28 protein-coding genes are annotated in these 24,435 nt (G+C 63.5%); 15 read left to right on the top strand and 13 right to left on the bottom strand.

Translation table 11 applies throughout. From position 1 onward, the window contains the following. Positions 1 to 21: 21 nt before the first annotated feature. Positions 22 to 633, top strand: coding sequence for an ankyrin repeat domain-containing protein (locus F4U94_RS08030; protein ID WP_120251352.1), 612 nt, complete (start codon positions 22 to 24; stop codon positions 631 to 633). A gap of 21 nt (positions 634 to 654) precedes the next feature. Here F4U94_RS08030 and F4U94_RS08035 read toward each other — a convergent pair whose 3' ends face one another. The 12 genes from F4U94_RS08035 to F4U94_RS08090 all read right to left on the bottom strand — a co-directional run bounded on the left by F4U94_RS08035 (position 655) and on the right by F4U94_RS08090 (position 8,261). Then, positions 655 to 1,053, bottom strand: a complete 399-nt coding sequence (locus tag F4U94_RS08035; protein ID WP_145986240.1) for a hypothetical protein — start codon at positions 1,051 to 1,053, stop codon at positions 655 to 657. A gap of 27 nt (positions 1,054 to 1,080) precedes the next feature. Further along, positions 1,081 to 1,575: an MmcB family DNA repair protein gene (locus F4U94_RS08040; RefSeq protein WP_120251350.1), complete on the bottom strand. Its 495-nt coding sequence runs from the start codon at positions 1,573 to 1,575 to the stop codon at positions 1,081 to 1,083. A 110-nt stretch (positions 1,576 to 1,685) separates the two neighbouring features. Then, the gene (locus F4U94_RS08045) at positions 1,686 to 2,351 is read right to left on the bottom strand and encodes a cell wall hydrolase (RefSeq protein WP_120251349.1); all 666 of its coding nucleotides are present in this window, start codon (positions 2,349 to 2,351) and stop codon (positions 1,686 to 1,688) included. A 173-nt stretch (positions 2,352 to 2,524) separates the two neighbouring features. Further along, positions 2,525 to 2,866, bottom strand: a complete 342-nt coding sequence (locus tag F4U94_RS08050; RefSeq protein WP_120252242.1) for a DUF1491 family protein — start codon at positions 2,864 to 2,866, stop codon at positions 2,525 to 2,527. Beyond that, complete coding sequence (locus F4U94_RS08055; RefSeq protein ID WP_120252241.1) at positions 2,856 to 3,380, bottom strand: PaaI family thioesterase; 525 nt, start codon at positions 3,378 to 3,380, stop codon at positions 2,856 to 2,858. The genes F4U94_RS08050 and F4U94_RS08055 overlap by 11 nt, the downstream gene beginning before the upstream one ends. Beyond that, entirely contained in the window at positions 3,340 to 3,807 is a 468-nt protein-coding gene (locus F4U94_RS08060) for a PTS sugar transporter subunit IIA (protein WP_120251348.1), read from the bottom strand. Before F4U94_RS08060 ends, F4U94_RS08055 begins: the two co-directional genes overlap by 41 nt. Before the next feature lie 203 nt (positions 3,808 to 4,010). Continuing rightward, a complete protein-coding gene (hpf, locus tag F4U94_RS08065; protein ID WP_120251347.1) occupies positions 4,011 to 4,607 on the bottom strand; it encodes a ribosome hibernation-promoting factor, HPF/YfiA family in 597 nt (198 codons plus the stop codon). Between the two features lie 73 nt (positions 4,608 to 4,680). Then, positions 4,681 to 5,373, bottom strand: a complete 693-nt coding sequence (dnaQ, locus tag F4U94_RS08070) for a DNA polymerase III subunit epsilon (protein WP_120251346.1) — start codon at positions 5,371 to 5,373, stop codon at positions 4,681 to 4,683. 32 nt (positions 5,374 to 5,405) lie between these two features. Then, positions 5,406 to 5,999 (bottom strand): dephospho-CoA kinase, encoded by a 594-nt coding sequence (gene coaE / locus F4U94_RS08075; protein ID WP_120251345.1) that lies wholly within the window; start codon positions 5,997 to 5,999, stop codon positions 5,406 to 5,408. Beyond that, complete coding sequence (aroE, locus tag F4U94_RS08080; RefSeq protein WP_120251344.1) at positions 5,996 to 6,823, bottom strand: shikimate dehydrogenase; 828 nt, start codon at positions 6,821 to 6,823, stop codon at positions 5,996 to 5,998. Before aroE ends, coaE begins: the two co-directional genes overlap by 4 nt. Then, a complete protein-coding gene (locus tag F4U94_RS08085) occupies positions 6,820 to 7,437 on the bottom strand; it encodes a Maf family protein (protein WP_120251343.1) in 618 nt (205 codons plus the stop codon). Before F4U94_RS08085 ends, aroE begins: the two co-directional genes overlap by 4 nt. Continuing rightward, complete coding sequence (locus tag F4U94_RS08090) at positions 7,434 to 8,261, bottom strand: pyruvate, water dikinase regulatory protein (protein ID WP_120251342.1); 828 nt, start codon at positions 8,259 to 8,261, stop codon at positions 7,434 to 7,436. Before F4U94_RS08090 ends, F4U94_RS08085 begins: the two co-directional genes overlap by 4 nt. Positions 8,262 to 8,550: 289 nt before the next feature. Between F4U94_RS08090 and hemE the strand changes: the two genes are divergently transcribed. Both hemE and F4U94_RS08100 read left to right on the top strand, forming a co-directional pair. Beyond that, entirely contained in the window at positions 8,551 to 9,609 is a 1,059-nt protein-coding gene (gene hemE / locus F4U94_RS08095) for a uroporphyrinogen decarboxylase (protein WP_120251341.1), read from the top strand. After that, a complete protein-coding gene (locus tag F4U94_RS08100; RefSeq protein ID WP_120251340.1) occupies positions 9,609 to 10,049 on the top strand; it encodes a CopD family protein in 441 nt (146 codons plus the stop codon). The genes hemE and F4U94_RS08100 overlap by 1 nt, the downstream gene beginning before the upstream one ends. A 115-nt stretch (positions 10,050 to 10,164) precedes the next feature. On the opposite strand, the gene panC is transcribed toward F4U94_RS08100, so the two are convergent. After that, entirely contained in the window at positions 10,165 to 11,010 is an 846-nt protein-coding gene (gene panC / locus F4U94_RS08105; protein WP_120251339.1) for a pantoate--beta-alanine ligase, read from the bottom strand. 108 nt (positions 11,011 to 11,118) lie between these two features. Between panC and F4U94_RS08110 the strand changes: the two genes are divergently transcribed. From F4U94_RS08110 to F4U94_RS08165, 12 genes are all read left to right on the top strand, one after another. Then, positions 11,119 to 11,925: a division plane positioning ATPase MipZ gene (locus F4U94_RS08110; protein WP_120251338.1), complete on the top strand. Its 807-nt coding sequence runs from the start codon at positions 11,119 to 11,121 to the stop codon at positions 11,923 to 11,925. Next, entirely contained in the window at positions 11,925 to 12,362 is a 438-nt protein-coding gene (locus tag F4U94_RS08115; protein ID WP_120251337.1) for a J domain-containing protein, read from the top strand. The genes F4U94_RS08110 and F4U94_RS08115 overlap by 1 nt, the downstream gene beginning before the upstream one ends. Further along, positions 12,359 to 13,735, top strand: coding sequence for a phosphoglucomutase/phosphomannomutase PgmG (pgmG, locus tag F4U94_RS08120; RefSeq protein WP_120251336.1), 1,377 nt, complete (start codon positions 12,359 to 12,361; stop codon positions 13,733 to 13,735). Before F4U94_RS08115 ends, pgmG begins: the two co-directional genes overlap by 4 nt. 428 nt (positions 13,736 to 14,163) lie before the next feature. After that, entirely contained in the window at positions 14,164 to 15,465 is a 1,302-nt protein-coding gene (locus F4U94_RS08125; RefSeq protein ID WP_120251335.1) for an OmpP1/FadL family transporter, read from the top strand. A gap of 52 nt (positions 15,466 to 15,517) precedes the next feature. Continuing rightward, positions 15,518 to 16,693 (top strand): flavodoxin-dependent (E)-4-hydroxy-3-methylbut-2-enyl-diphosphate synthase, encoded by a 1,176-nt coding sequence (gene ispG, locus F4U94_RS08130; RefSeq protein WP_120251334.1) that lies wholly within the window; start codon positions 15,518 to 15,520, stop codon positions 16,691 to 16,693. A 17-nt stretch (positions 16,694 to 16,710) separates the two neighbouring features. Beyond that, positions 16,711 to 17,613 (top strand): DMT family transporter, encoded by a 903-nt coding sequence (locus F4U94_RS08135; protein WP_150411888.1) that lies wholly within the window; start codon positions 16,711 to 16,713, stop codon positions 17,611 to 17,613. Then, entirely contained in the window at positions 17,610 to 18,095 is a 486-nt protein-coding gene (locus F4U94_RS08140; RefSeq protein WP_120251332.1) for a GNAT family N-acetyltransferase, read from the top strand. Before F4U94_RS08135 ends, F4U94_RS08140 begins: the two co-directional genes overlap by 4 nt. Positions 18,096 to 18,381: 286 nt before the next feature. Then, positions 18,382 to 20,709 (top strand): FtsK/SpoIIIE family DNA translocase, encoded by a 2,328-nt coding sequence (locus tag F4U94_RS08145; RefSeq protein ID WP_120251331.1) that lies wholly within the window; start codon positions 18,382 to 18,384, stop codon positions 20,707 to 20,709. Between the two features lie 399 nt (positions 20,710 to 21,108). Next, positions 21,109 to 21,753 carry a LolA family protein gene (locus F4U94_RS08150; protein WP_120251330.1) on the top strand — a complete coding sequence of 215 codons (645 nt, stop codon included), beginning with the start codon at positions 21,109 to 21,111 and terminating at the stop codon, positions 21,751 to 21,753. Positions 21,754 to 22,024: 271 nt separating this feature from the next. Beyond that, a complete protein-coding gene (locus tag F4U94_RS08155; RefSeq protein WP_120251329.1) occupies positions 22,025 to 22,822 on the top strand; it encodes an exodeoxyribonuclease III in 798 nt (265 codons plus the stop codon). Continuing rightward, positions 22,822 to 23,892 (top strand): GTP cyclohydrolase II, encoded by a 1,071-nt coding sequence (gene ribA / locus F4U94_RS08160; protein WP_120251328.1) that lies wholly within the window; start codon positions 22,822 to 22,824, stop codon positions 23,890 to 23,892. Before F4U94_RS08155 ends, ribA begins: the two co-directional genes overlap by 1 nt. Further along, the gene (locus tag F4U94_RS08165) at positions 23,889 to 24,392 is read left to right on the top strand and encodes a L,D-transpeptidase family protein (RefSeq protein ID WP_120251327.1); all 504 of its coding nucleotides are present in this window, start codon (positions 23,889 to 23,891) and stop codon (positions 24,390 to 24,392) included. Before ribA ends, F4U94_RS08165 begins: the two co-directional genes overlap by 4 nt. Positions 24,393 to 24,435 lie beyond the last annotated feature (43 nt).

The following is a 24,435-nucleotide window of genomic DNA, read 5'->3' on the forward strand; positions in this document are numbered from 1 at the left end:
TGCAATGCAACGGGGCGTATAATGAAGAGCAAGTTCCTTTCCGCTTTCCTGGGGTTGATCTCCATGGCGCTGCTGACGCCCGCTCCGGCGCAGGCCCAGTTTTCGGACAATTATAATTTCCTGAAGGCGGTGAAGGACAAGGATGGGCAGAAGGTCACCGACCTCATTCAGAAGCCCGGATCTACCGTCATCAACAGCCGCGACGTGTCCACCGGCGAAAATGCGCTCCACTTCATCGTCGCCCGGCGCGACGCCACCTGGCTGACCTTCCTCCTGTCGAAGGGCGCCAATCCCAACCTGACCGACAATGACGGCAACACGCCGCTGATGGACGCGGTGCAGGGCCGGTTCGAGGAAGGCGTGCGCAGCCTGCTCGCCTACAAGGCGCAGGTCGACAAGGTGAATGGCAGCGGCGAAACCCCGCTGATCCGCGCGGTACAGCTACGCGACATCGGCCTGGTCCGTGTGCTGGTGGCGCAGGGTGCCAATCCCGACAAGCGCGACACCATCGCCGGCATGTCCGCCCGCGACTATGCGCAGCGCGACGGCCGCACCCCCGGTTTGATCGAAGCGCTGGACGCCGCCAAGACGACGGCCAAGCCCGCCGGCACGGTGCAGGGTCCGGTATTCTAAAAACAAAGGCGGCGCCTGACGTCAGCGCCGCCCGGCCTTCACCTCTTCCTCGCTCCACCAGCGCAGATGATAGGCGACGCCGCTGCGTCTGATGCAGCTTTCCAGCGCGCTCGCCAGCCGATCGACCGTTTCACGCGCATCGACCCGGCCCATCCAGGTCCACAGGCGCGGCCTGGACGGGTGGATGAAGCAGAGATGCCCGTCGTCATGATCCGCCAGTGCGCCGCAACCAATCCATAGCGCGAAGTCGGGATTGTCCAACGCCACGCACCATCCCCAATCCTCGGCCACGACATTCTTGATGCGATAGCCCTGCGCGGGCAGACCGATCATCAGCTGTCGCGCCAGCAATTCGCCGCGCAATGCCGTAGCGGGCGGATCGCGTAACGCCCCGGATCGAAATTCCAGATGGGATCGCATCCCGCTCCCTACTATGTATCGCTGGCCCTACCAGCCGATCTCCGCAGCATGGTCCGGGTCGCTCAGCGCCGTCAACCGCCGTGCGGCGCGCCGGGCGAAGCGCAGCGTCTCCGCCTTGCGCCGCGCGGCCGCCAGCGGCTCGACCGGGGCAGGACGCACCAGTTCGGCATCATATTGGTCGGCGACGATCAGGCCGGTCCGTGTCGGCCACAGAGCCTCGCTTTCGAACAGGGTCAGGTCGAATCCCGCCGGCACCGCCCAATAATAGCGATCGCAATAGTCGAAATAGTCGGGCCACTTCATGTCGCCCAGCAAATCGGCCTTGCTGCACTTGATTTCCACGATGGTCAGCCGCCCGGCGCCATCGATCGCCATGATGTCCGCCCGGCGCCCGTTGGGCAGCGGCACTTCCAGGATACCGCTCATGTCATGGCGGAAGAAGAGGCGAAGCGTGCCACGCGCCACCGCCAGCGCTGTGCCATCGGTCAGGGGGGAACAGGCGTCGATCGGGGCGCTACTCATGGGGCTATCTTAGAACAAGTAGGGAACAAATGAAAAGGCCGATTCGGATGAACCGAACCGGCCTGAAAGTTTCGCCAACATGAATCAGGCGCGTCCTGCGCGCCTGATCCTCAACGATAGAAGATATGATTGTCGATCGACGCCAGACGGGCCTTGCCCCAACCCGGCGAAACGCGGCGAGCGTGGAAGAAGAGCGCGCCCTCCGCGCGGCTGTCCCAGCTATCGTTCGCCGCGATCTGGGCGATGGCGACGGCTTCGCGCCAGCTGCGGCTTTCGGTGCGAACGGGCGGAATGCCGCCACCGCGCACGAAGCTGAACTGGCTGGGCTGATACACGACGCCGCACAGGCTGTCGGCGAACCGGCCGGACTTGGCGCGGTTGATGATCACGCGCGCAACGGCCAGCTGGCCTTCCAGGCTTTCGCCCTTGGATTCGAAATAGACTGCACCGGCCAGGCACTTCATGTCGCCGTCCAGCTCCTCAGGTGCGCCTTGGGCGTCGACCAGAGCAGCGAGGCTGGTGGCCTGCGCATCGGTGTCAGTGGAAAATTCGGTAGTGGCCTTCTTGGCCGAATCCAGCGGCTGCGACACTTCGCGCGGCGTGGAAAAAACGACGGCAGACTGCGTGCCGGTCGAAACTGTAGCAGGGAAAGCCTGCGGAAGAGAAGTAACCGAAGCGACCGACTCACCGGCGATCGACATATCGGAAGCCGTGACCGCAGCGGCGGCGGACAGGGCAAAGGCTACCATCAGGGCAGCTTTCAGACGAAAACTCATTACGGCTCAAAATCATGCGGTTCTTGGCCGGAAACGTCGTTTTAACCATATTCTTTGACGTTCGGCCGCCCCCCGTCTGCGTGTTTACCGGCCCCGCCCCCCGTTGGGCGAACTCGGCAACCTGCGCGTTGGCGTCGGGGGCCTGTGCCGAAACCATGACGATGTGTCAACGATCAGCAGAGTGTTTCCACGGCAAACCGTTCCGCTTCCGGGATGTCGAGTTCAACGACCCACAGGTCGGGGTCCGACCTGCGCCGCCGCGCCAGATAGGCGTCCAGTGCCTCCGCCCCCTCTTCCAGGGTCGGACCACAGCGCATCAACGCATGACCCCCTTCAAAGTTCGAAACCCGCTCGAAAAGACCCGAAAACTGCCCCTTTTCAAGCGTCTGAACCAGAATCACGCCGCTGATCTCGTCGCCCTTGGCCATGATGGTCGCAAAGCCCCCGGCAGCCCCGACCCGGCGCCGGAGCGCCCCCACCAGCATGGCGCTGGTGAGCCGGGCGTCAGCGCTCATGGCCGGCCCCATAGCCCGGCAGCGAGGAGAGAGGGAATTGCGATCGCATGAAGGTGCCGGTGCCACGTCCGACCTCCTCGCCATCCGCGTCGATCAGACTCGCTTCGGCGACATAGACTCGGCGCTTGCCGCTGATCCAGCGACCTTCGGCGCGGATTCGGCCCGGACCGATCGGCCGGGTGAAAAGCAGGTTGAAGGCGGTGGTCAGCAGGAAGCGATCGCTGACCAGGCTGTTGGCGGCGTAGAAGGCCGCATCGTCCAGCATCTTGAAATAGACGGTGCCATGCACCGCGCCGGCGGCATGGAACTGGCTTTCATCGACGTCGAAATCGATCACCGACCGGCCCGGTTCGCTGATCGTCAATTCGGATCGGAACAACCGGTTGATCGGCGCGGAGCGATAGAGATTTTCCAGCGCGCGGAAATGCGCCGCCTCGCCACCGGGCGCATGTGGCCCTGCGTCAGGCCCACAATCAGGCAGCGTCACGCGCTCCGCCGCCCGCCAGCAGCGCATGCAGCGCCTCGGTCGACTGCGCCCCGCGCAGGCGGGCCACCTGGCCCTCGTCGCGCAGGTAACGCGACACGCGCGCCAGCGTCTTGAGATGCTCGGCGCCGCTGTCGACCGGCGACAGCAAGGCGAACACGACATCGACCGGGGCATCGTCCACCGCGTCGAACGGCACGGCCGGGTCGAGCAGCACGACCACGCCGCACATCTTGTCCAGACCCGCAATCTTGGCATGGGGAATGGCGACACCGCCGCCGAAACCGGTCGACCCCAGCCGCTCGCGTTCGAACAGGGCGTCGCCCACCTCGTCCGCATCCAGGTCGTAGGCGCAGGCGGCAAGGGTGGCGATCTTCTGGAAGAGCGCCTTCTTGCCGTTCGCCGATAGGCTCGTGGCGAGCGCATCGGCGGAAACGATGTCGTTGAAGTTAACCATGGTCAATCCGAAACGGCCGAGCCGCGCGGGCGAAATTTTCGCGCTTTTCCTCGGACTATGAAAGCCCGGCCCCATAAGCTGCCTGCACCATCAGGTCAACAGGCGGCCGGGGCCGGGCGAGGGCCGGAAAGGCGGAGCGGCGCGACCCAGCCGCTACGCCAGACCATAAGCGACAGGGCCGGGCCCCGTCGCCCCGGCCGGCGTCAACCGCGCGGTTCGACCCAACCAATGGTCCCGTCATGACGGCGATAGACCATATTATAGGCGGCCGTGCCGGCATTGAGGAACAACAGCGCATTGGTGTTGCGCAGGTCCAGCATCATCACCGCGTCCGACACGCTGGCTTCGGGAATATCGACCCGCGTTTCCGCCACGATCAGCGGCGCATCGGCGGCTTCCTCCTCTTCCTCGCCCTGGCCGGCGAAGATGGTGTAGCCCGCGCCATCGATATCATCGAGGCTGTAGCTGCTGGCCCGCTGCGCTTCGGCGGCGACCGCCTGGCTGTGGCGATCCTTCAGCCGGCGCATATAGCGCTTGAGCTGACGCTCGATCTTGGCCGCCGCCTGGTCGAAGGCGGGATGCGCCTCCTGCGCCTCTCCGGCACCCTTCAGGATCAGGCCGGTCATCACATGGCACACGATGTCGCAGTGGAAGGCTCCGTGCGGCGCCTTGCGAAAGGTCACCTGGGCGGAAAGCGTGCGGGAAAAATATTTCTCGGCCATCGCCTCCAGTCGTTCGGCGACATGCTCCTTGAGCGCCTCGCCCGTTTCGACCTGATGTCCGGAAACACGAATATCCATATGCCTTCTCCTTATTTTTGCCGGATGCTGGAAAGGCGATCCGGTGGGCATGGAGGGCATAGGCCAGTACGGTCTATGCCTCCTGGTGCCAGAGTGGCTCTTTCAGCGTCGCGACGAACGCTGCATGCCGCTCCAGCTCCGCCGCGCTGGCCGTGAAGACCCGCGCGGGACGAACAGGGCGAACCATGGCTGACGCCGTCAGTTCCGCCCCGACGATCTGTTTCGCTTCCTCCTGTGCCAGACCCAGGCCGATCTGACGGCCACCGGTCAATTCGATATAGAGTTGCGCCAGCAATTCCGCGTCGAGCAGCGCGCCATGTTTGACACGATGGCTGCGGTCGATGCCGTACCGGGTGCAAAGCGCGTCCAGGCTATGCTTGGCGCCCGGATGCAGCGTGCGCGCGATCGCGACGGTATCGATCATGCGATCCATCGATACGTCGGGCAGGCCGCACAATTTCAATTCGTGATTGAGGAATCCGAAGTCGAACCGCGCATTATGCGCGACCAGCGGGCTGTCCCCCAGAAATTCCAGCAATTCCGCCGCGCCCTTGGCAAAGACGGGATATTTGGCCAGAAAATCGGCCGACAGGCCATGCACATTATAGGCGGCGGCCGGCATGTCGCGCTCAGGATGATAATAAGCGTGGAAGGTCAGGCCGCTGGGCACGCGATTGATGAGTTCGATACAGCCGATCTCGACCAGCCTGTCGCCGGATGCCGGATCAAATCCTGTCGTTTCGGTATCGAAAATAATCTCGCGCATCGCCCTCTTCAATCGACTCTGTGGGCCAACCCTTATCCACCTGTCTTCGTGCCAAGGCAAGCGACCAGTCGGCGCACCTGTGCACGGGTATCGGTGAATGTCGTTCCCGTATGAATGATATAGTCCGCCCGGCGCCGTTTTTGCGCATCGGGAGTTTGCAGATGAACGATCTGGCGGAATTTCACCGCGCTCATGCCGGGCCGCGCCAGGACTCGCCGCCGTTGCTTCCAGGCCGGCGCGGAGACGACGATCACCCCGTCCAGCCGCTTCTGCGCACCGGTTTCGAACAGCAGGGGAATATCGAGCACCACGAACTTTCGCGACCGGTGGCGGCGCAAAAAGCGCGCGCGTGCCGCCTGCACCGCCGGATGGACGATCGCCTCCAGCGCCTTGCGCTCCTGGGGATGGCCGAACACAGCCGCGCCCAGCTTCGCCCGATCGACGCCCTTCGGCCCGGTCGTGCCGGGGAAGCGCGCCTCGATCGCCGGCAGCAAGGCGCCGCCCGGCCCCTGCAAGTGGTGGACCTCAGCATCCGCGTCGAACAGCGGCACGCCCTCTCGCCGCAGCATCGCCGCCACCGCCGACTTGCCCATGCCGATCGACCCGGTGAGGCCGTAGACCTTCATTCCTCGGCGGCAACCAACAGCGCGCGCAATTCCGCGTCCAGTTCGCGCGGCGCCTGCGCATCGAAGAAAATGTCGAAGGCCAATGCCGCCTGCCCGATCAGCATTTCCAGCCCATCGAGAGTCTTGAGGCCCCGCGCCCGTGCGGCCTTGAGCAGGCCCGTCTCCAGCGGCGCGTAGACGATATCATAGACGGTCGCGCTTTCCGGCAACGGCGTCAGGTCCAGATCCAGCAGCGGCTGGCCCACCATGCCGAGCGACGTCGAATTGACCAGCAGGTCGGCCGCCGGCAGCGCATCGCCCATGCCGATCACGCGCCCTTTGGTGCCGCCATGGTCCAGCAACGCCTGACCCCTGGCCGCATCGCGCGCCATGATCGTGATGTCCGGCACGCCCAGGCTGGTCAGCGCGAACAGGATCGCCCGCGCTGCGCCGCCGGTACCGATGATGACGGCGCTTTGCCCCTTCCACTTGTCGCGCAGCAACGGCTGAAGGAAGCCACCCGCATCGGTATTGGTGCCGATCAACGGCCCGCCCGTCTCGCTGGCGATGGTGTTGACCGCGCCGATCCGTTCGCGCACGCCGCCCGGATCGTCGACAAAGTCCAGCACCGCTATCTTGTGCGGAATGGTGACGTTGCAGCCCAGCCAGTCGGGATCGGACCGCCGCATCAGGAAATAGGCCGCCATCCCCTCCGGCGTCACATGGGTCTTCCTATATTCCGCCTCGATATCCAGCGCGTTCAGCCAGAAATTGTGAATCAGCGGGGATTTGCTGTGTTCGATCGGATCGCCGATGACTTCGGCATAAGGGAGGGCGTCGCTCATGCCGCCAAAACGCCGCGCACGCGCAGAAAGTCAAGCAGCGGCAACAAAGGCAGGCCCTGAATCGCGAACTGGCTGCCTTCGACCTTGCTGAAAATCTGCACGCCCGGACCTTCGATCCGGTAGCAGCCCACGCACCAGCGCAGCTCGTCCCAGTCCGCGTCCAAATAGGATTGGATGAAGCTGTCGGACAAAGGCCGCACCGTCATCCGCACCCGCTCGACATGGCGCCAGATCGGCTCGCCATTGAGGACGATCACCGCCGCGCTGTGCAGATGATGGACCCGGCCCGACAGCAGGCGCAATATCCGCTCCGCATCCGCCCGATCGACCGCCTTGTCGATCATCTCGCCCCGATCCTCGCCATCGGCGATGCTCCCCGCCAGACTCAGAGTCTGGTCGCATCCCAGCACCAGCGCGCCCGGCACACGGCGCGAGACTTTCAATGCCTTCAATTCCGCCAGCGCATCGGCCAGCGCGCGCGCATCCAGCCCGTCGGCACGCAGCGCATCCTTGGCCGCTTCCTCGTCCACACCCGGCGACAGCGCCTCGAACGGCACTTGCGCGGCGCTCAGCAACGCCCTGCGGCTCGCGCTTTGCGACGCCAGTACGATCATATCTCATGCCCTTCCGCCAGTTCGCGGTCGTTGAACAGGTTAATGATGGCGGCGGCCGCTTCCTCGATCGACCGGCGAGTCATGTCGATCACCGGCCAGCCATTGTCGGCGAACATGCGCCGGGCGAAGGCCAGTTCCTCCTGCACCTTCTCATTGTCGACATAGGCGGTTTCGGGCGCCTGATTGAGGGACAGCAGCCGGTTGCGGCGGATCTGGATCAACCGCTCCGGACTGACGGTCAGGCCAACGACTATCGGATGTTTCAGGCTGTAGAGGCTGCGCGGCGGCGGCGATTCCGGCACCAGCGGGATATTGGCGGTCTTGTACCCGCGATTGGCGAGGTAGATGGAGGTCGGCGTCTTGGACGCGCGCGACACGCCGGCCAGCAATATGTCCGCCTCTTCCCAATTTTCATGCCCCACGCCGTCATCATGGGCGATGGTGAACTGGATCGCCTCGATCCGGGCGAAATAGGCTTCATCGAGAATATGTTTGCGCCCCGGCCGGGTGCGGGTTTCCTGCCCCAATATGTTGGACAGGGCGTCGGCCACACTGTCGAGCGCGGCGACATGGGGCAGGCCCAGCGCGCGGCAGCGCGTCTCCAGCCGGCGGCGCAGCATGTGATTGGTGAGCGTGAACAGCACCAGCCCCGGATTGGCGCTGATCTCTTCCATGATCCGGTCCAGATGCACTTCGGATCGCACCATCGGCCAGAAATGGCGGATCGCCTCGACATTTTCGAACAGACCGATCGCCGCCTTGGCGATATTCTCCAGCGTTTCGCCGGTGGAGTCAGACAGAAGATGCAGGTGAATACGCGCCATGAGGACATCTCTGTTGGAGGGCTGTGGATAAAGCAAGGGATGAAATTGTGGATAAGTTTCGACCCTTTTCCCGTCCCCACTGACCGGAATCTTATCCACAAGCCCCCAACAGGCCCCTGATTCCATCCACAGCCTGTGGGTAACGGGGATACTGACTCTGACTCGGCACGCTTTCCGTGACTCTCCTGAGTCAACATGTTGGCAAAAGCGGGCACAGCGCATAAACCCCGCTGCCAACCGACCTACTATCTCCATCATCCCTTGAATCTAAATAATAAGAGAGAATGTGATGCGCGAAGACGCCCCGGTGAGCCTGACGGACAAGCCGCTCCTTGGCGTTCTGAAAGGCGACCGTCCCGCCGTGCCGCCCATGTGGCTGATGCGCCAGGCCGGCCGCTATTTGCCTGAATATCGGGCGCTGCGGGCGGACAAGGGCGGCTTCCTGGAACTGGTCTATGACAGCGCCGCCGCGGCCGAAGTCACGCTCCAGCCGCTCCGTCGCTTCGGCTTTGACGGCGCGATCCTCTTTTCAGACATTTTGATCGTGCCCTATGCGATGGGACAGGATCTCTGGTTCGAGGCCGGGGAAGGCCCGCGCCTGGCCCCGATCCTCGCCGAGACGGACCTGTCCGCGCTGACAGCCGATTACAGCCGCTTCGACGCGGTCTACGAGACGGTACGGCAGGTGAAGGCTGCCCTGGACCCCAGCGTCACCTTTCTGGGCTTTGCAGGCAGTCCCTGGACCGTCGCGACCTATATGGTGGCAGGGCAAGGCAGCAAGGATCATGGGCTGGCCCGCCGCATGGCCTATCAGCAGCCCGATCGCTTCGCCGCACTGATCGACGCGATCGTCGATGCGACCGTCATCTATCTGTGCGGCCAGATCAACGCCGGCGTGGAAGCGGTCCAACTGTTCGACAGCTGGGCCGGCAGCCTGTCCCCGCTGCAATTCGAGCGCTGGGTGATCGAACCCAACAAGCGGATCGTCGCGCAGATAAAGGCGCTCCATCCCGATATTCCGGTGATCGGCTTCCCCAAGGGCGCCGGCGCGAAACTGGCCGATTATGCGGCGCAGACCGGCGTGGATGCCGTGGGCGTCGACGAAACCATCGACCCCTATTGGGCCAATGAAGCGCTGCCCAAGGGGCTGCCGGTGCAGGGCAATCTCGATCCGCTGGCCCTGATCGCCGGCGGCCAGGCGGTCGAGGAGGCGGTCGATAGGATACGGGCTGCTTTCGCCGATCGGCCCCATATCATGAATCTTGGCCATGGCATTTTGCCCGACACGCCCATTGCACATGTCGAAGCGCTCATTAGCTATGTGCGTAGGGAAGGAGTCCGCGACTAATGGCCTATCTTGGTGCCGCCTATCTCTGGGTGAAGGCCGCCCATGTCATCTTCGTCATCTTCCTGATGGCGGGGCTGTTCATGATGCCGCGCTTCTTCGTCTATCATCAGGAAACCGTGCCTGGATCGCCGGAGGACAAGCGCTGGATCGAGCGGGAAGGGCGATTGCTCAAGATCATCCTCAACCCGTCGCTGCTTCTGGTCTGGCTGTTCGGCCTGATGCTGATGGTGGAGATCGGCGCCTGGAGCTTTGGCTGGTTCCACCTGAAACTGCTCTTCGTGCTGGGCCTGTCGGGCTATCATGGCTGGATCGCAGGCTATACGAAGAAGCTGGCGCGCGGCGAACGCCCGCTCAGCGACAAGCAGTTGCGCATGATGAACGAGATTCCGGGCGTGGCCGCCGCGGTCATCGTCATCGCGGTGATCGTGAAGCCCTTCTGATCCTATTGCCTGTCCTACATCGGGCATTTTCCGTAGGATTACCGCCTGCGACAGACGCACGAATAGTATCAGCGCAGCGTAATAAAATGTCCGAATTCGCGGGAAAAGTGCGAAGTTAAGCGCAATCGACCGCGATATTGTCAATCAGCCGCGTCTTGCCCAGCTTCGCCGCGCCGAGCAGCCGGGCCGGGCGGTCCAGCACCGACATCGGCTCCAGTGTCGCGGCATCGCACAGGGTGACATAGTCGATCGGGTCGAAGCCATGGGCCGCCAGCGTCGCGATCGCCTTGGCCAGCGCGCCTTCGACCGGTTCGCCCTTCTCCATCTGCCGCTTCGCTTCGCCCAGCGCGCGGGGCAGGGCCAGCGCCGCCTTGCGGTCTTCTTCGCTGAGATAGGCGTTGCGGGAGGAGAGGGCGAGGCCATCTTCGGCCCGCTGGGTCGGCAGGCCGACAATCTCTATGGCCAAATCAAGGTCCGCGACGAAGCGGCGGATCACCGCCAGCTGCTGATAATCCTTCTCGCCGAAAATCGCGACGTCGGGCTGCACCTGGTTGAACAGCTTGGTCACTACCGTCGCCACGCCATCGAAATGGCCCGGCCGTGCCGCGCCATCAAGGCCGTCGCTGATCCCCGACACGCGGATATTGGTGGCATAGCCGGCCGGGTACATGACATCGACGCTTGGCGCCCAGAGAATGTCGACGCCCGCCGCTTGCAACATCTGTGCGTCCTTGGCCTCTCGCCGCGGATAGGCGTCCAGATCCTCGTTCGGGCCGAACTGGCGGGGATTGACGAAGATCGACACGACCACATGCCGCCCATGGCGCCGGGCTTCCTCGACCAACGCCATATGCCCGTCATGCAAGGCACCCATTGTGGGCACCAGAACGACAGGCTTGCCGTCGCTTTTCAGCGTTTCGACGGCGGCACGAAGGGCGGGCAAGTCACGCAATATTTGCACGGAAGTCACGGCTCCGATAAGGGCAAAATCCTATGGCTGTCCTGCTAGGCTCGTGCCGGCGCGACCGTCAACACGCATTGCGACAATCAACGGGGTTTACTGGGGCCAATGGGCAATCCGCAGCCGCATCTTATCGTCTTCGCCAATGAAAAAGGCGGGACCGGCAAGTCGACCACGGCGGTGCATACCGCCATCGCCCTGTCAGCGCTCGGCCACAAGGTCGGCCTGATCGACCTCGATCCGCGTCAGCGCACCGTCACCCGTTACATGGAAAATCGCCAGGAAACGGCCAAGCGCCGCGGCATCGATCTGCCCATGCCGGCGTTCGACGTGTTCACCGGCGACAGCATCGCTGCGCTCGATGATCAGGTGATTTCGCTGGCGCTCGGTAACGACTATCTGGTCGTCGACACGCCCGGCCGCGACGATATCTATGCCCGCCATCTGGCGCCGCATGCCAACACGCTGGTCACGCCGATGAACGACAGTTTCGTCGATTTCGACCTGATCGGGCAGGTCGATCCGGAAACCTTCAAGGTGCGCAGCCCCTCCTTCTATTCCGAACTCATCTTCGACGCGCGCAAGGCGAGGGCGAAGGTGGATGGCGTCACTATCGATTGGGTGGTGCTGCGCAACCGCGTCCAGCATCATGACGCCCGCAACAAGAAGCGGGTCGGCGACGCGTTGATGGAACTCTCCCGCCGGGTCGGATTCCGCGTCATTCCGGGCCTTTCGGAGCGCGTCATCTTCCGCGAGCTGTTCCCGTCGGGCCTGACTTTGCTGGACAAGGGCCATCTGGGCGAACTGGGCGTCAGCCATATCGCCGCGCGGCAGGAACTGCGCGAAATGGTGTCGGGACTTGCGCTGCCGACGCTTGAGGGCACGGCGGCTCTGGACCTGCTCGGCGCCGCCTGATGGGCTTGCTGACGCTCCTGATCGCCACGCTCGCGATCTGGTTGATCTGGACGGGAAAGTTGCAACGCATGACGGCAAAGGATGGCATGGCCTTGGGCGCCGCGTTGGTAGGCGCTGTGCTGGCGGCCAAGGGAAAGCCGGTGATCGGTGCCCCGCTGCTGATCGGCGCGGCGCTCTTCTTCGCCAAGCAGGGCAATATGAAGGCCAAGGTGAAAGCCCGCAAACGGGCCACCCCGCCAATCCCACCGCGTGCCGATGATGTGGTCAAGGCCCGCGCCTTGCTGGGCCTGGCCCCCGACGCCGATGCAAAGGCGATCCGTGCCGCCCATCGCCGCCTGATCGCGTCGGTTCATCCCGACAAGGGCGGTACCGAAGCGCTGGCGGCACAGATCAACGCCGCGCGCGACCTGCTGCTCGCCGAGCAAAAGCAGCGGTGACGCATAAATTCCATCCGACCCTGTTGCGCGACTATGATCTGCGCGGCCGGGTAGGGGACACGCTGCACGAAGCCGATGCCTGGGCTTTGGGGCGCAGCTTCGGCACCATGATCGCGCGATCGGGCAGCCGGCGCATCGTAGTCGGCTGTGACGGGCGACTAAGCTCGCCGATGCTGGAATCGGCACTGGTCGAAGGCCTTGTCCAAACCGGAATCGATGTGCTGCGCATCGGCCTTGGCCCGACGCCGATGCTATATCATGCCGAAGCGACGGAGAATGTGAGCGGCGGCATCCAGATAACCGGCAGCCATAATCCCGGCGATCAGAATGGCTTCAAGCTGGTGAAGGCGCATGCGCCCTTTTTCGGGGCGGAGATTCAGGCCTTGGGCCTCATGGCGGCGGCGGGCGACTGGGACTCCAGTACGGGCCGGGTCGAGACGATCGCCATCATGGACGCTTATGCGGCGCGGCTGGTGCAGGGTTTCGATGGGCCTGCATGCCGCATCGGTTGGGACGCGGGCAATGGCGCCGCCGGTCCGGTGGTGGAAAAGCTGGCGCAATTGCTCCCCGGTGAGCATCATCTGCTCTTCACCGATGTAGACGGTCATTTTCCCAATCATCATCCCGATCCTTCCGGTGAGAAGAATCTGGCCGATCTGCGCGCGCTCGTCCGCGACAAGCAGCTCGATTTCGGTGTGGCTTTCGATGGCGATGGCGACCGGATCGGCGTGATCGACAGTCTGGGTCGCACATTGCCGGGGGACCAACTGCTCGGCCTGTTCGCGCAAGTCGTGCTGAAAACCCACCCAGGCGGCCGGATCGTGGGCGATGTAAAGTCCAGCCAGACCGTTTTCGACCGGATCGCGACGCTGGGGGGCCAGCCGGAGATGTGGAAGACCGGCCACAGCCATATCAAGTCCAGAATGAAGCAGATTGGCAGCCCATTGGGGGGCGAAACCACAGGTCATCTCTTCTTCGCCGACGATTATCCCGGCTATGACGATGGCCTTTATGCGGCCGTCCGCCTGATCCGCGCCGTCGGATCGCTGGGCCGCAGCGTTACCGGGCTGCATGACGCGATGCCTGCGACCGTCATTACGCCCGAATGGCGGTTCCCCGTATCGGAAACCCGCAAATTTGCGGTGATTGGGGAAATTCTGGATCGACTGACGGCGCAGGGTGCCGATATCTGCACTATTGACGGTGTACGGGTGCGTACAGCGCAAGGCTGGTGGCTGCTCCGGGCCTCCAATACGGAAGCTGCTCTGGTGGCACGCGCCGAATCGGCGAATCAGGCCGATCTGGATCAACTGGTGGCGGAAATGGACGCGCAGCTGGCCGAATCAGGCGTGGTCAGGCTCGCAACATCCTGAATCCCGGATTTTTTCGGCTATACTTTGGTCTAGTTTCCACCCTCGGATTGGATCCTTTCCCTTACGGAAAGCATCTGAGAAGACAACGATTGCAGAAAACGCAATCATGCTTGTCTGTTTCGCATTTGCGACAATCGTCGCTGCACCGCAAAAGGAACTCGCCTTTCAGGCATCCTCTCCTAAAACTTCAAGGCCGTCCTTCTGGGCGGCTTTTTTTTATCTTTTTTTCAAGACCCGCGACCGGGCCAAGCCGTAGCGTTTCCTTTCCGTAAACGTCAGGTTCGTGGTGCCCAATCGCATTTGGATCATTCTGCAACACTGGAAATTAACGACATCTTTGCTAAGCCCCCTGGCTCATAAGCCGGTTTCGCGCGTTGCAGGGGCGCCGATCGGCAGCAGAAGAGTCGCCACCTAGCAGAGGATTTCTCATGTCCCTTAGCCGCCATTTCAGCCGCGCCCTCCTCGTCACCGGGGTCATGGCCGCACCTTTTCCCGCCATGGCCGGCGGCTTCTATCTTCAGGAACAGTCGCCGATCGAAACCGGGCGAGCGCTGTCCGGCGGCGCCGCTGCGGGCGATGATCCTTCGACCATCTATTTCAATCCGGCCGCGATGACTCAGCTGTCGGGCATTCAGACCTCGATCGGCGGATCGGCGCTGATGGCCTCTGCCCACCAGACCAATCGCGGTTCGCGCCGCAGCATTCCGGGTGTCCCCGTGACCACGCCGATTGCCGGCAATGATGGCGGCAATCCGTTCGAAAGCGTCATCCCCATCCCCAGCTTCTACGCCAGCGCGCAGGTCAGCGACCGGCTTTGGGTTGGCCTCGGCGTCAACGCGCCCTTCGGCCTGAAGCTGGAATATGATGACGGTTTCTTCGGTCGCTATGACTCGCTCTATACCGACCTCAAAACCTATAATATCCAGCCTTCTGCGGCCTATAAGCTGACCGACAATCTGTCGATCGGCGGTGGCGTGGACGTCCAATATGTGAAGGCGACGCTGACCAACGCGCTGCCCCAGCTGTCGCCGCTTGTGACTACGGACGGCTTTGCCAGCCTGAAGGGCGACGACTGGTCGGTCGGCTGGAATGCCGGCATCTTCTACACCACCGGCGACACCAATTTCGGCGCCCATTATCGCTCCGGCATCAACCACAAGCTGGCCGGCACCCAGATCGTGTCTGGGCTGGTCGGGCCGATCGCGGCTGGCAATGGTTCATTTGCCGCCACCGCGCCGCTGGAGCTGCCCGACATCGTCACCGTGTCGATGATGCACAAGCTGACGCCACAACTGCGCGCGATGATCACCGGCAAATGGTATAATTGGTCGAAGTTCAAGGGTATCGCCGTCACCTCCGCCACCGGCACGACCAACAAGGAACTGGACTACAAGGACAGCTATTCGGTCAGCGTCGGCGGCGAATATGATGTCAGCCCGGCCTTCACCGTGCGTGCGGGCACCATGTTCGACCGTTCGCCCACCAATCCGCAGCATCTGACCACCCGCGTGCCCGATGGCGACCGCGTCTGGCTCACCGGCGGCGCGACCTGGAACATGTCGGATAACTTCGCGCTGAACGTGAGCTACGCCCACACCTTTGTGGAAAAGGCGAATATCATCCGCCCGGACAGCTATTTCCCGTCGCCCGCGACCGTCACCGCTACCACGCTGGCCCAAACCAGCGGCAATGCGGATCAGGTTGCGGCGTCCGCTACGCTCCGCTTCTAATCGGATCGGAAAATCCCTATAGGGGCTCCGTAGCTTACGGAGCCCCTTTTTCATGTCCGACCATAATCCCGGCCTGCGCCCCTGGCGCGACATTGCGCGGCGGCAGTCGCGCCAGATCATGGTCGGCAATGTCCCCGTCGGTGGCGATGCGCCGGTGACGGTGCAGACCATGACCAACACGCTGACTCATGACGTCAAGGCGACGATCGACCAGATCCGCCGTTGCGAGGAAGCGGGCGTCGACATCATCCGCGTCTCCTGCCCCGATGAAGAGTCCACCGCAGCGCTGAAGCAGATCGTCCGCGCCGTGCGTGTGCCGATCGTCGCCGACATCCATTTCCACTATAAGCGCGCTTTGGAAGCCGCCGATGCCGGTGCCGCCTGCCTGCGCATCAATCCGGGCAATATCGGGTCGGAAAAGCGGGTGAAGGAAGTGGTCGACGCGGCCAAGGCCAATGGCTGCTCAATCCGCATCGGCGTCAATGCGGGCTCCCTCGAAAAGGATCTGCTCGAAAAATATGGCGAGCCGTGCCCCGAAGCTTTGGTCGAATCCGCGCTCGACCATATCAAGCTGCTCCAGGACCAGGATTTCCACGAATATAAGGTCGCGGTGAAGGCCAGCGACGTCTTCCTGGCCGTCGCTGCCTATATGCAGCTGGCCGACGCGGTCGATTGTCCGCTCCATCTGGGCATTACAGAAGCGGGCGGCCTGATCGGTGGTACGGTGAAGAGCGCGATCGGTATCGGCAATCTGCTCTGGGCCGGGATCGGCGACACGATCCGCGTCTCCCTCTCCGCCGAACCGGAAGAGGAAGTGCGCGTCGGCTACGAAATATTGAAATCGCTGGGCATCCGCACCCGCGGCGTGAAGGTCATTTCCTGCCCCAGCTGCGCGCGGCAAGGTTTCGACGTCATCCGCACCGTGCAGGCGCTCGAAGAGCGACTCCAGCATATCAATACGCCGCTTTCGCTGTCCGTTCTGGGCTGCGTCGTCAACGGTCCCGGCGAAGCGCGCGAAACCGATATCGGCCTGACCGGCGGCGGCAATGGCAAGCATATGGTCTATCTGTCGGGCATCACCGATCACACGATTCAGGATGCCGGTATGGTCGATCATATCGTGAAGCTGGTCGAAGCCAAGGCGGCGGAGATCGAGGCGCAGAAGCTGGAGTCCGAAACCACCGACGCTGGCAAGGCGGACGGCAGCCAAGTCGAGGCAGCCGAATAAAGGCCCGGATCAGCCCGATGCCGCAAGATCAGGGTCGGTTCGCCATTCCCTTCCTCGTCTGTTGCGTCGGCGTGGCGCTCTTTTCCGTGATGGACGCGGCGATGAAGGGGCTGGGGCTGGCGATCGGCCTCTACAATGCCCTGTTCTGGCGCGCCTCGACCGGAACCGTGCTGGGCCTCGCCCTGATGCTGCTCACGCGCCAGCGCTGGCCGACGCGGGCAGTAGTGCGCATCCATCTGCTACGCGGGACGGTCGTGGCCTTCATGGCCTTGCTGTTCTTCTGGGCGATCCTGCGTCTGCCCTTGGCCGAGGCGATCGCCCTGTCCTTCATCGCGCCGCTCATCGCCCTCTATCTTGCCGCGCTGTTGCTCAAGGAACAGGTCGGGCGCCGCGCGATCGGCGCTTCGCTGCTGGGGCTGGTGGGCGTGGGGGTCATCCTGTCGGGTAAGGTGCAAGGACGTTATGAGCCCGATGCGCTGCTGGGCGTGCTGGCGGTTCTTGGTTCGGCGATCCTGTTCGCCTGGAACCTCATCATCCAGCGGCAACAGGCGCAGGTCGCCTCTCCGATAGAAGTCGCCTTCTTCCAGCATCTGGTCATGCTGGGCGTCTTCGCGACCGGTGCGCCATGGCTCGCCATCCTGCCGCCGCTCAAGGCGGTCCCGCTCGTCCTGCTCGCCGCGACGTTGGCTTTCACCTCGCTGGCCGCGCTCGCCTGGGCCTATGCGCGGGCGGAGGCGCAGCGGCTGATTCCGGTCGAATATAGCGCCTTCATCTGGGCGGCGATCGTGGGCTGGCTGGCCTTTGGCGAGCATGTGACGCTCAGCACTATGGCCGGCGCCTTGCTCATCGTGGTCGCCTGCCTTATCGCCGCGCGCTCGAAACGGGCCGATCTGGCTCATGTGGAGGCGAGCGCAGCATGAACATCCTCATCCGCGAGGCGGTGGCCGACGATATCGACACCATCCATGCCTTCATCCTGGCGCTGGCCGACTATGAACGGCTCGCCCATGAGGTGAAGGGGGATCGCGCGACGCTGGAGCGCCATTTGTTCGGCCCGCGCCCCATGGCCGAAGTGCTGATCGCGCAGCATGACGGTGCGGCGATCGGCTTTGCGCTCTTCTTCCACAATTTCTCGACCTTCGAAGCGCGGCCCGGCATCTATCTGGAGGATCTGTTTGTGCTGCCGGAGGCGCGCGGCTTGGGCGCGGGCAAGGCGCTGCTGGCGCGGCTCGCCCAATTGACCATCGAACGCGATTGCGCCCGGCTCGAATGGTCGGTGCTCGACTGGAACGAGCCGGCCATCGCCGTCTATCGCGCGATCGGCGCCAAGCCGATGGACGACTGGACGATACAGCGGCTGGACGGTGATGCGCTGGCGGGACTGGCTCAAAGCGCACAATAATGTCGTTCCCCGGCGAAGGCCGGGGTCTAGATCAATCGGTGGAACTGGACCCCGGCCTTCGCCGGGGAACATGGACCGGGCGATCTTGATATGTGCGGGACGAGCCGAAGGGCCGCGCCCTTGACGGGGACTCGCCGTCGGAGGCATTGTGCCGAAACGGAACACCAGAGCGTTCTGAAGTCGGCTGGAACAGTCGACGGCTCGCAGAACGCGGCAAACAATAGATATTTAAAGCATCATCCGAACCAATATAGTCGGATGATGCTGTAGGGGGACAACAGAGAATATGGCCGTCGGCCGCACCGTCAAACGCTCGCCGGAATGGCGCGAAATGCTCAAGCGCAGCCTCATTCGCAGCGGCGCGCTGATCGGCGCGATCACGCTCATGCTGGCGACGCTGTTCCTGGCACTGGCGCTGCTCAGCTATGCCCCCAGCGATCCGTCGATGAACACGGTTGCGGGTGATCATGTCGCCAATATCATGCAGGCGCCCGGTGCCTGGGCCGCAGATTTCCTGCTCTGGCTGCTGGGTGTGCCGGTCGCGCTGATCCTGCCGCTGATGGCCGTCACCGCCCGTCGCCTGTGGGGCGATCAGGATATGAGCGGGTGGAAGGCGCAGTTTGGCAAATGCCTGTTCGGCATCGTCCTGATCGGCATTGCGCTCGCCTTGTTTCAGGATGCGCCGCTGGTCGGCCTGCCGGCCGGCTGGGGCGGGGTGATCGGCCTGGTCGTGGCCAAGGGCACTGCCAGCCTGACCGCGCAGGCGCCGGCCGTCGCGCCCTGGATCAAGGGTCTTCTGGTCGTCGTCACGCTGATCGCGGGCCTTTTCGCCTGCTATCGCAGCCTGGCGCTGGAGAAGCCGATCATCGCGCTGCGCCGTCCTTCGCTGCCCAAACTCAATCTGCCGCGCCCGACGCTGGGCTTTGGTGGCACTGCCGCTGCGGCCGACGAAGACGAGTATGAGGATGACGAGCCGGCCGAACGGGTCATCGCCCCGCGCAAGCAGGTGTCGAACGAACCGAAACCGCCGATCACGATCCAGACGCCCAAGCCCGCGCCGGTACAGCGCACCATGGCGCCGGTCAGCCAGGACGATCTGTTCGGCCACAGCTCGCTGCCATCGCCCGATCTGCTCAATCCGATTCCCGCCAATCAGGGCGGCAAGATCGACAAGGCCGCGCTGGAGCGCAACGCTCGCCTGCTCGAATCCGTGCTGGACGACTTCCATGTGAAGGGCAACATCACCGAAGTGCGCCCCGGTCCGGTCGTGACCATGTACGAACTGGAACCCGCGCCGGGCATCAAGGCCAGCCGCGTGATCGCGCTGGCGGACGATATCGCCCGCAACATGTCGGCGCTGTCCGCCCGCGTCGCGACGATTCCGGGGCGCACCGTCATCGGCATCGAACTGCCCAATGCGAATCGTGAGGGCGTGTCCTTCCGCGAACTCATCACCAGCGAGCAATTCGCGCAGGAAGCGACCCTGCCGATCATCCTGGGCAAGAATATCTCGGGCGAACCGATCATCGCCGACCTGGCGCCGATGCCGCATCTGCTGATCGCGGGTACGACCGGTTCGGGTAAGTCGGTAGGCCTCAACGCCATGATCCTGTCGCTGCTCTATCGCATGACGCCGGACCAACTGCGCCTGATCATGATCGATCCCAAGATGCTGGAATTGTCGACCTATGACGACATTCCGCATCTGCTCTCGCCGGTCGTCACCGAACCGGCCAAGGCGATCCGCGCGCTCAAATGGGCGGTGGAGCAGATGGAGGATCGCTATCGCATGATGGCGTCCATTTCCGTCCGCAACCTCGCCAATTATAATGAGAAGGTCCGCGCGGCGAAGGCCAAGGGCAAGCCGCTCGGTCGTCGCGTCCAGACCGGCTACGATCCCGAATCCGGCAAGCCCATCTATGAAGAGGAACAGCTGGATTTCCAGCCGTTGCCGCAGATCGTGGTGGTGGTGGACGAACTGGCCGACCTCATGATGACGGCCGGCAAGGAAGTGGAATTCCTGATCCAGCGTCTGGCGCAAAAGGCCCGCGCAGCCGGCATCCACCTGATCCTTGCGACTCAGCGCCCGTCCGTCGACGTCATCACTGGCGTCATCAAGGCGAACCTGCCGACCCGCATCAGCTTCTTCGTGACGTCGAAGATCGACAGCCGCACCATCCTGGGCGAACAGGGCGCCGAACAGCTGCTGGGCAAGGGCGACATGCTTTACATGCACGGCGGCAAGGGCCTGACTCGCGTCCATGGCCCCTTCGTATCGGACGACGAAGTGCGCATGGTCGCCGACCATTGGCGCGCGCAGGGCCAGCCCGACTATATCCAGGCCGTCACCGAGGAACCCGAGGAAGGCAGCTTCGCCCTCGACGGCGTGGACCTGGGCGACGACAGCCCGGACGCCCAACTGTTCCGCAAGGCATGCCAGCTGGTGTTCGAAAATCAGAAGGCGTCGACCAGCTGGCTGCAACGGCAATTGCGCGTCGGCTACAATAGCGCCGCCCGCCTGATCGAACGGATGGAGGAAGAAGGGCTGGTCGGTCCTCCCAACCATGTCGGCCGCCGCGAAGTGCTGCGCGACGAGAATGGGAATCCCATCTGACCCGACCGGAATCGCGACGATTGCGCTTTATGCAATCGCACTGCTTTCCTTCGCATTTGCCGTCATGAACCAGTTGGAACATAGAGAGCAGGCCTTTCAGGCATCCTCTCCTAAAAACTTTTACGGGCTGGTCTTCGGATCGGCCCTTTTTTTTGTCTGCAAATGGGTCTAGGCACATCTCGCTGCTGCCGCGCCGATAACATAATTGGAGCGGTGCCGCCGGTCAGACCGGCAGGGCGAGGCGGGAGCATGGGGGATCGAGCTGGTCCCGAGTTCAAAGCGGATGCTCTCCCCCATCACTCCCTTACCAAAATGCGCTATGTCGGAACAGCCGAGTTCACGGGGGGTTCAAGCCCCATCGCCTAGCCCCACTCTCCCAAACAATCGGAGTTGAACGCCATGAAGCGCATCGTTGCGCCCCTCGCGCTTGTCCTTGCTGCCACCACCGCACTGGTCGCGCCGACCGTGCCGGCAACCGCGCAGCAGCAGGACCAGTCCGACCTTGCCAAGGTCAACGACTATATCCGCAGCGTCACCACCCTGACCGCCGATTTCAGCCAGACCGACCGCAACGGCCAGACCCTGACCGGCAAACTGACCCTGAAGCAGCCGGGCAAGATTCGCTTCCAATATCAAAAGGGCGTGCCGCTGCTGATCGTCAGCGATGGCAAGGCGCTGACCATGATCGATTATGAAGTGCGGCAGGTGCAGCGCTGGCCGATCGGCAATTCGCCGCTGGGCGCGCTGCTCGATCCGTCCAAGGATCTGTCCAAATATGGCAAGCTGGTACCGACCGGCGATCCGACGGTCCTGAGCGTAGAGGCGCGTGATCCCAAGCGGCCCGAATATGGCACCATCACCATGATCTTCAAACGCAACGCGTCCGCGCCGGCGGGGCTTCAGCTCTATGGCTGGGTCATGCTCGATTCGCAGAATAACCGCACGGCGGTGCGCTTTTCCAATCAGGTCTATGGCGCACCGGTCGCCGACTCCGCCTTCCGCTGGACCGATCCGCGACCCAGGGGCCGCTCCGCCGGCAGTTGACCCGAGCGTCCGGCAAGACGGCCCGAGCGATCGGGCCCAATCTTGCCGGCCCGTTCATCTGACGCTCATATGAGCGGCGCTAATCATACATCAACGGCGCGAGACCAAACCGGGATTTCCCCCCTGTTACCCGGTCCCCATCTCGTACCGCGAAGCGCTTCAAGGGCGCGATCGAGACCCCCGTTCCACGCCCCCGGAGCGGGGGTCTTACTTTGTCCGCCACAACGGTCTTCCGCTTGCGCAACGACGCCGGCAACCCTAGTTGCCTACCATGGCCGACACTCTCTCCATCTGTTCCTGGAACATCAACTCCGTCCGCGCCCGCATCGACATCGTCGAACAGCTGCTGCGCGATGAGGCGCCCGACATATTGTGCCTTCAGGAAACCAAGGTGGTGAACGAGATTTTCCCCACCGACATGTTCAAACGGATGGGCTATGTCCATCAGGTGCTGAACGGCCAGCGCATGCATCATGGCGTGGCGATCATGAGCAAGGTGCCGATCCATGAGGATGACCGGTTCGACTGGCAGGCCAATGGCGAAGCGCGCCATGTCGGCGTCCGGCTCGACAATGGCGTGCGGATCGAAAATGTCTATGTGCCTGCCGGGGGCGACGTTCCCGATCGCGATGTGAACCCCAAATTCGGCCAGAAGCTCGATTTCATCGAACGGATGATCCAATGGTCGTCCGGCCTTGGCGACAAATCGGCCATCCTGACCGGCGATTTCAACATCGCGCCGCTGGAATCCGATGTTTGGAGCCACAAGCAATTGCTGAACGTGGTCAGCCATACGCCGATCGAATGTGAGATTCTGGCGCGGTTGCAGGCATCGAACGACTGGGTCGATATCGGCCGCCATTTCCACCCCGCGCCCGCGCGCCTCTACACTTGGTGGAGCTATCGTGCGAAGGATTGGGCGGAATCGGATCGTGGCCGCCGCCTGGACCATATGTGGATGACGAAGGATGTGGCGGACAAGGCGGTCAGCCATCGCGTCGTCGAACCGGCGCGCAGCTGGATCAAGCCGTCCGACCATATCCCCATCATTACCGAGTTCGCTTTCTGATGAGAACCGGGATCGGACGGGATGCGGCGCGAGCGATCGACGCGCTGCGCCGTGGCTGGGCGATCCGTCTGACCGCCCCCGATGGTGCGATCCGCCTGATGGCGATCGAGGGGGCGGACGCGGTGACGCTGGCGGATTTCGACCCGCATGGTCGCGCCGACATTCTGATTTCCGCCGCCCGTGCCGAAACGCTGAAACTTGGCAATCAACTGGCCGCCGCCGACCCTGACATGCCGGTGCTGGTCGAGCGCGCGCCGTGGATCGACGCCGACGTCGCCACCGCCATTTCCGACCCGGTGCTGGACTTGGCGTCCCCGCTCAAGGGGCCATTTCGCGCGCGCACCTTGCCCGCGCCGCAGGCGGCCAAGGCGGCGCTGCGCCTCGCGCGTCTCGCCGGCATCCTGCCCGCCTATTTCCTTCTGGAAGGCGACGGCCCGGTGGAGGTTGACGTCAGCGCCGACGCTATTTCCGCCTATGACGATGCGACCAACCTTGCCATCGCCACCCGCGCGCGCCTGCCGGTATCGGCGAGCGAGAGCGCGGAAATCATCGCCTTTCGCAGTCCGGACGAACCGCGTGAGCATGTCGCGCTGATCGTGGGCAAGCGCGATGGATCGCCGCCCGTCATTCGGCTGCACAGCGAATGCCTGACCGGCGACGTGCTGGGCAGTCTGAAATGCGATTGTGGCCCGCAACTGCATGAGGCGCTGCACCGGATCGCCGATGCGCCCTGGGGCATCCTCCTCTATCTGCGGCAGGAAGGGCGCGGCATCGGCCTCGTCAACAAGCTGCGCGCCTATGCGATGCAGGATCAGGGGTTCGACACGGTCGACGCCAATGTCCGGCTGGGCTTCGCCATCGACGCGCGCGATTTTTCGGTCGCGGCGCGGATGCTCGACCTGCTCGCCGTCGATCAGGTGCGCCTGCTCACCAACAATCCCAACAAGGTGACGGGGCTGGAAGCGGCCGGCATCAAGGTGACGGAACGCCTGCCGATCATCCTGGCCGCCAATCCGCACAACGAACGTTATCTCGCCACCAAGCGCGACCGGACCGGCCACCAACTATGAGCGTCATCCGCGTCGAAAGCGGCGCGGGGCGCCTGACCTTCGGCGACGTCGCCATGGCCTGCACCATAGGCCGCAGCGGCGCCTGTGCGGCGGCGGACAAGCGCGAAGGCGATGGCTGCACCCCTCTTGGGGTCTGGCCCATTCGCGGTGTCCTGCTGCGTCCCGGCAAGGTCGATGCGACCGGCATAAACCTGCCCTGGCGCTGGATACGCACCAATGACGGCTGGTCGGACGATATCGCCGACCCGGCCTATAACCGCCCGGTCCGCCTGCCGCGTCCCTATTCCGCCGAAAGCCTGACCCGCAGTGACGACGCCTATGACGTCATCGTCGTGCTGGGTCATAATGACGCGCCGCCGGTGCCGGGCATGGGCAGCGCGATCTTCTTCCATCTGTCCGAAGGTCGACGGACGGCGGGCTGCGTCGCCGTGGACCGCGATGACATGCTACGCCTCCTGCCATTGCTGGTGCCGGGCGACGTTATGGAGATTGTGGCTTAATTCCGTTCGCTTCGAGCGAAGTCGAGAGGTGGTCAGCGCATCG

It is taken from the genome of Sphingobium limneticum (genome assembly GCF_008710155.1).
In the GTDB taxonomy this organism is placed as follows: Bacteria; Pseudomonadota; Alphaproteobacteria; order Sphingomonadales; family Sphingomonadaceae; genus Sphingobium; species Sphingobium limneticum.

Coding starts and splice junctions, on each gene's coding strand:
- F4U94_RS08030 (WP_120251352.1), top strand. CDS start 22: ATGAAGAGCAAGTTCCTTTCCGCTTTCCTGGGGTTGATCTCCATGGCG.
- F4U94_RS08035 (WP_145986240.1), bottom strand. CDS start 1,053: ATGCGATCCCATCTGGAATTTCGATCCGGGGCGTTACGCGATCCGCCC.
- F4U94_RS08040 (WP_120251350.1), bottom strand. CDS start 1,575: ATGAGTAGCGCCCCGATCGACGCCTGTTCCCCCCTGACCGATGGCACA.
- F4U94_RS08045 (WP_120251349.1), bottom strand. CDS start 2,351: ATGAGTTTTCGTCTGAAAGCTGCCCTGATGGTAGCCTTTGCCCTGTCC.
- F4U94_RS08050 (WP_120252242.1), bottom strand. CDS start 2,866: ATGAGCGCTGACGCCCGGCTCACCAGCGCCATGCTGGTGGGGGCGCTC.
- F4U94_RS08055 (WP_120252241.1), bottom strand. CDS start 3,380: ATGCGCTGCTGGCGGGCGGCGGAGCGCGTGACGCTGCCTGATTGTGGG.
- F4U94_RS08060 (WP_120251348.1), bottom strand. CDS start 3,807: ATGGTTAACTTCAACGACATCGTTTCCGCCGATGCGCTCGCCACGAGC.
- hpf (WP_120251347.1), bottom strand. CDS start 4,607: ATGGATATTCGTGTTTCCGGACATCAGGTCGAAACGGGCGAGGCGCTC.
- dnaQ (WP_120251346.1), bottom strand. CDS start 5,373: ATGCGCGAGATTATTTTCGATACCGAAACGACAGGATTTGATCCGGCA.
- coaE (WP_120251345.1), bottom strand. CDS start 5,999: ATGAAGGTCTACGGCCTCACCGGGTCGATCGGCATGGGCAAGTCGGCG.
- aroE (WP_120251344.1), bottom strand. CDS start 6,823: ATGAGCGACGCCCTCCCTTATGCCGAAGTCATCGGCGATCCGATCGAA.
- F4U94_RS08085 (WP_120251343.1), bottom strand. CDS start 7,437: ATGATCGTACTGGCGTCGCAAAGCGCGAGCCGCAGGGCGTTGCTGAGC.
- F4U94_RS08090 (WP_120251342.1), bottom strand. CDS start 8,261: ATGGCGCGTATTCACCTGCATCTTCTGTCTGACTCCACCGGCGAAACG.
- hemE (WP_120251341.1), top strand. CDS start 8,551: ATGCGCGAAGACGCCCCGGTGAGCCTGACGGACAAGCCGCTCCTTGGC.
- F4U94_RS08100 (WP_120251340.1), top strand. CDS start 9,609: ATGGCCTATCTTGGTGCCGCCTATCTCTGGGTGAAGGCCGCCCATGTC.
- F4U94_RS08110 (WP_120251338.1), top strand. CDS start 11,119: ATGGGCAATCCGCAGCCGCATCTTATCGTCTTCGCCAATGAAAAAGGC.
- F4U94_RS08115 (WP_120251337.1), top strand. CDS start 11,925: ATGGGCTTGCTGACGCTCCTGATCGCCACGCTCGCGATCTGGTTGATC.
- F4U94_RS08125 (WP_120251335.1), top strand. CDS start 14,164: ATGTCCCTTAGCCGCCATTTCAGCCGCGCCCTCCTCGTCACCGGGGTC.
- ispG (WP_120251334.1), top strand. CDS start 15,518: ATGTCCGACCATAATCCCGGCCTGCGCCCCTGGCGCGACATTGCGCGG.
- F4U94_RS08135 (WP_150411888.1), top strand. CDS start 16,711: ATGCCGCAAGATCAGGGTCGGTTCGCCATTCCCTTCCTCGTCTGTTGC.
- F4U94_RS08140 (WP_120251332.1), top strand. CDS start 17,610: ATGAACATCCTCATCCGCGAGGCGGTGGCCGACGATATCGACACCATC.
- F4U94_RS08145 (WP_120251331.1), top strand. CDS start 18,382: ATGGCCGTCGGCCGCACCGTCAAACGCTCGCCGGAATGGCGCGAAATG.
- F4U94_RS08150 (WP_120251330.1), top strand. CDS start 21,109: ATGAAGCGCATCGTTGCGCCCCTCGCGCTTGTCCTTGCTGCCACCACC.
- F4U94_RS08155 (WP_120251329.1), top strand. CDS start 22,025: ATGGCCGACACTCTCTCCATCTGTTCCTGGAACATCAACTCCGTCCGC.
- ribA (WP_120251328.1), top strand. CDS start 22,822: ATGAGAACCGGGATCGGACGGGATGCGGCGCGAGCGATCGACGCGCTG.
- F4U94_RS08165 (WP_120251327.1), top strand. CDS start 23,889: ATGAGCGTCATCCGCGTCGAAAGCGGCGCGGGGCGCCTGACCTTCGGC.